Genomic DNA, 4,765 nt, shown 5'->3' on the forward strand with positions numbered 1-4,765 from the left:
GAGTGAGATCACCACACCAACGACGAGGGGCTTCGTCACATCACCCCACCTGACCAGCCCACTTCATCCCCACGGCACAGGATGAAAGAGGTTCACTTAGGCGTTTCTGAGAGAACGATCTCTAGGTCTCTGTCAGTGCAAGGACGCAGAGAGGTGACGGAGTCATTCGCCCCGCCGAGATTATGGGCCTCACCACGAGCGTTGGGGCGCAGCATGGTGATGTCACCTTGAAAGAAGGCGTCCTCGAAAAGGCAATACCGAAGCGGCGTTGCGTTTTTCACGTCCGTGATGGCGTCATTATAGATTCCGCCCGCAATCGATTCGCTCGAAAGATCGCCAATGGAACCACCCGAGCGGGTGCAGAGAGGGTCTTGAGGTGCGTTCGCATTGATGCGATTCACGAAAAGGCACAAGCTTTGCGTATTGGCGCGAGTTTCGACTTGCGCAGCTTTTTTCACATCTCCACCTCCCCCGAAAATAAGGCTGCCGGAAAGGACTGCCGCGCCAGCAAGCGCAAGTCCTGCGAGTCCAATTATAGGCTTGTTTCGCATTTTTTGTCTTTCTGGTCTGTATTCAAACGGTCGCCCTGGCTTTACGGCAATAGGTCCTGAGCGGTTCACGAGATTTCGGCCCCGGATGCGGCTGCCCGCCGCGACTGCGCGTCGCAGCGTCCGGCGGGTATCAGCTCAGAGTCCGCCGCGGCCTGGCTTGCTGGGTCGGCACTCGCCCCGCAGAAGTGGGAGCCCGCGGCAGCCTGAGCTGTTTTGTGCTTAGTTCCCGGTGGCCTGCGCAGCGCGGCGGCTTCCTGGCGGTCCAGGAGGTCGTCGTGGTCCGCTGCCGGCTACGGTGGGACAGGTCGGCCGGCCAGGTACGCCGCGACCTGCTCGCCGTCGTAGAGCCGGGTGCGGCCCGCGTTCAGCGGGGCGGGGAAACCCTCCTGCTGGTGCTGGCCGGAGTTGAGGAGGGTCTGCACGGCGATGCCCTGCTGCGCGGCGAGGTCGGCGAGGGTGCGCACCAGGTGCTGGCGTCCGGCGCGGATCATGAGGCTTCCAGAGTCCGGCGAACTACCGGCAGTTCATCAAGAAAACGGTACGGGATTTTTATACTGCCCGGGTGGGGCGCGGTAGGCTGCCCGCCGAGCAGCGTCCCCGTGGGCGGTGACTTAAGTCGGCCGGCACCCGTGCCACCCGCCATCGGCGGACTGCGGGTGCCGGCCGCTTCGCTGCTACAGGTCGAACTCCGCCAGCACGACATCGGTGAACTCCACTGCGAGGCCTGCGGCGCGGCGGCCGCCGTCGCGGAAGTAGACCTCGCTGAGCGCGTCGGCGGCCAGGCCGCGCAGCGAGGGCGGGAGCGCAGCGGACGGTCGGTGCGCCGCCCGCGTGGCAGGCGGCGACCTGCGCCGCGCCCCGGCGCACCAACCCCGGGAAAGAGGGGCTTTGCTGCGCGCTGTCGCGCGGTGCTGCGCTCCTCGCGCAGGTGGTGTGTCTGTCGCTGCGCCCTCGGGTCGTGGAGGGCGCATGGGCGGCTGCGAGTCGAGCCGTGCGGGAAGGCCAGCGGATGCGCCCGGGACCGATATGCTGGGGGTGCCTTTTTTCTGAAGGGCTGTTGGCTGGCCGGTGCCTGTGCCACCCGCTTCGGCAGACTGAGGGCACCGGCCGCTTTACGTCTCAGGGTCGGATGCCGTGGGCTGCCGCCACGCGCAGCGCCGCCAGCGCCCCCCGCAGCGTCTGTGTGGCCTGCTCGCGGACGGCTTGCGGGCACGGGTACTCCGCGGCCTCGCGCAGGTTCTGCACGGCGCCCTGGAGCGCTGCCAGGGCAGCGCGCGGATCGTCGAGCAGGACCAGGACACCCGCGCTGTCGACCGTCCAGAGACGGCCGGTGTCCGGCTCGATGTCGGTGACGTCCAGGAGTTGGCCGCAGGCGCAGGCGAACGTCCCGTCCGGCTGAGCGGTGTAGGGGTGGGCGTGGGCACAGGTGATCGGGTCCATGAAGGAGCGGCCCGCCTTTCGGTCCTCGTTCTGGCGTGGTAGTGACCAGGAGGCCGCGCGGTGGGGCGAGGGCTCGATGGTCCGCGCAGCGGGCTGTCGACCGGGGCCGGTGGGTGCGCCCGCAGAGCGCCGGCCCCGGCGGTCCGGCGCGCAGCGCAGGACCGCAGGGTCTGCTTCGCGAAGCGGAAGGTGTGCTCCAGGTCGAAGCGGCGGAGAAATGCCTGCCAGAATCGGTCCACGTCGTCCGGTGTGGCGCCGGTCTTGGAGGACCATAACCACACCGGCGGGGCATCCCGGTCCTTCGACAGATGCTCGACCTTCAACCGGATCAACGTTCCTGCAACCACAGGGAGTCCACCGTCGTGGTCGAGCCATGAGGAGCGGTGGATGAGCCGTGGGTGGACCCGGTCCCACGCCTGGGTCTCGGCCTTGCCGTAGTTGGTGGTGTCGGTGACCGTGGTGATCGCGGGCTCGGGCCAGGTCTCCGGCTTGGCGAAGCGGAATCCTGGGCCGTGCTTAGGCGGCCGGCCGCCCTTCAGGGCATGAACACGAGGCGGCTTCGGCAGTCGCATGACGCGGTCGGAACGGACGCGGCCGACCAGCTCGACGGGCAAGTCGCACAGGACGCAGGCCAGGCGGGTGACGTCGTAACCGGCGTCGCTGACGATCACGATATGCGGGTCCCCGCTCTGCCACTGGCCCAAGGCGATGAGCCGTTCAACGACTCCTCGTAGCTGGGCGGCGGTGACCGCGGTCGCATCGTCCACCGGCCCCAGCCGGACCGCGTCCAGGATCGTGGTCCAGGAGGTGGCTCCCGGCTCCAGCACGGCGACGAAGGAGTAGGGCCAGCCCGGAATGAACTGCGACGCCGTCTTCGCACGGCCGTAGACGTGACAGAACAAACGCTCCGCCGAGCACGGCGCGTCCGAACGCAGCCACGGCGAAACATCGACGGCCAGGACCGGCGCCCGCCGTCGAAACGCGGCAGTGACAGCCCGGCCAGCACCGCCCGCGACTGGTCAATGAGCCTTTTCCAACCTCACGTTTGTCCTGGTCATGGGCTTGCTGGTGAGTGGCGATGCCAGCTAGTGACAGGCCCGTGACCAGCAGATCCACAATCGGCCGCCATGCGAGGAACGCTCCGCCGGCATGATCGGCGGACCGGACAGTCAAGTTGGAAAAGGCTCAATGTCGATCCGGCCCCGGTTCAGACCGCCGTACATTGCTCCGTGCCTACAACGGTGCTCGGGCAACAGCGTCAGATCCACCGGGGTCTTCACCGCACCGTCCGCACACAACACGGCGTCCATCAGCTCGAACAACTCATCGCGCCGTGCGGTCAGGCACTCGTAGAACTCTCCCCGGAAGCGTGACGCTTCCGCGAACGCTTCCCTCCGGACAGCATCAGGCAGCAGACTCACCCTCACGGCCTTCGTCTTGGTCACGTGCACCTTGGTCGGAGCACATGATCAGACGAAGGCCGCCCCCGTGTCCGGCGAACTCCCTGGTGAGCGACCCAGTTCGAGACACCGTTCGAAGCTAGAAGATAAAGAACAAGCTCAGCTGGTCACCACCGACCGACGCAGGATTCCCTGCCTCCCCCGGCACTGGGCCCTGGACCAGCGAGATCACCGCCGCCCTCGAACGGCGCACGCTCCTGCCTGCCCCCGACCGCCCCCAGCTGCCTTCGACCGTCCCGACGACAGCACCACCCAATCCCAAGCAGTGGAACCCGGCGCCCACCCGACGCGACCGGGCCGAAAGGGTCCACCGACTCCATCAGCGGATCCCCACGAAAGATCGAAGTTAGGTCCTTCTCCGCGGAACACTTCTGGGTGTGATCTGAGGTATCTGGGCCATTGACTGAGGGGTTGGTCGGTTCCTGAACTCGTTTCCCTCGCTTCTTATCCGCGCTACAGTTGCTACAGAGGGACGGCGGGAGTCCTCTGATGCCGATATGCCACGATCTCTTTTATCGGCAACTACAGGTTCTCTTCCCTGGGCCTGCTGCCACCTTCGGAAGGCTTCATGATTTGAATCCACGATGTCACGGACGATGCTTGCGGGTGTTGGCGGGGGCGGCAAAGGTTTGCTGTTCGGCAGGGGGAGCCGAGAAGTGGTGATTGCGGAAGGCGAATAAACAGGGGGCGAGGGCTCGTACGGGGGGGCAGGAGCCAACGCTGCAACGTAGCGCGCCCGGGCTGCCTGGTCAACACGATAGAGACGCCGCTGTCCGATGGCCCATCGCCACGGGTTCCTGCGCACTTTCACGATTACGCCAGATTTCACCAGATCCTCGAACGCTTCTTTTGTTGCCTCGTCGATCCCCCGAACCGCGGCAAATAGGGCCGCCTTATGAAATTGTATTTTCGGGTCTTGATAAGCTAGGGCATCTACAAGATGATGCGCCTGTTCCCACACTTCAATTTTCTCAATGCTTACCATCTTGTGCGAGTCACCTCTTCACCTTCTATGCGCTTAGAGGGAGCGGCGTCAGGCAGTAAATCAGCTGCTCTGTGCAGCCGCTGAGAAGCGGCAACCGCCTTGTCTAAAGCTACGCGCCGTACAGGCCAAGCGTTCATCACGGGGAATCCTACGAACCGGTCCCCTAACGAGCTCGTGCACGGTAGGCGGTGAGGCGTCGAGCTCCTGATCGTCGATCATGGTCGTGTGGTGGGGAGCGGTCATCAGCGACCGGAGGATCACGGGCCTGTCGGCTGGCGTGATCGCTGAACTCGTGGCCGAGCTGGGTCCGTTGTGGCATGAACGGCATC

At 65.4% G+C, this 4,765-nt stretch carries 3 protein-coding genes and 1 pseudogene; all 4 read right to left on the reverse strand.

Features of this window, described 5'->3' with window-relative positions; all coding sequences use genetic code 11:
- Nucleotides 1–92: 92 nt before the first annotated feature.
- Nucleotides 93–551 carry a hypothetical protein gene (locus ACH4C6_RS35860; protein ID WP_398112776.1) on the reverse strand — a complete coding sequence of 153 codons (459 nt, stop codon included), beginning with the start codon at nt 549–551 and terminating at the stop codon, nt 93–95.
- 290 nt (nt 552–841) lie between these two features.
- Nucleotides 842–1,042: a hypothetical protein gene (locus ACH4C6_RS35865; protein WP_398112777.1), complete on the reverse strand. Its 201-nt coding sequence runs from the start codon at nt 1,040–1,042 to the stop codon at nt 842–844.
- A gap of 628 nt (nt 1,043–1,670) precedes the next feature.
- Nucleotides 1,671–1,991, reverse strand: a complete 321-nt coding sequence (locus ACH4C6_RS35870) for a hypothetical protein (protein WP_398112778.1) — start codon at nt 1,989–1,991, stop codon at nt 1,671–1,673.
- A gap of 164 nt (nt 1,992–2,155) precedes the next feature.
- Nucleotides 2,156–3,412 (reverse strand): annotated as a pseudogene (locus ACH4C6_RS35875) (transposase); the annotation flags it as partial.
- Nucleotides 3,413–4,765: the final 1,353 nt, after the last annotated feature.

Origin of the sequence: Streptomyces sp. NPDC017943 (assembly GCF_044328425.1) — a bacterium.
Taxonomy (GTDB): domain Bacteria; phylum Actinomycetota; class Actinomycetes; order Streptomycetales; family Streptomycetaceae; genus Streptomyces; species Streptomyces djakartensis_A.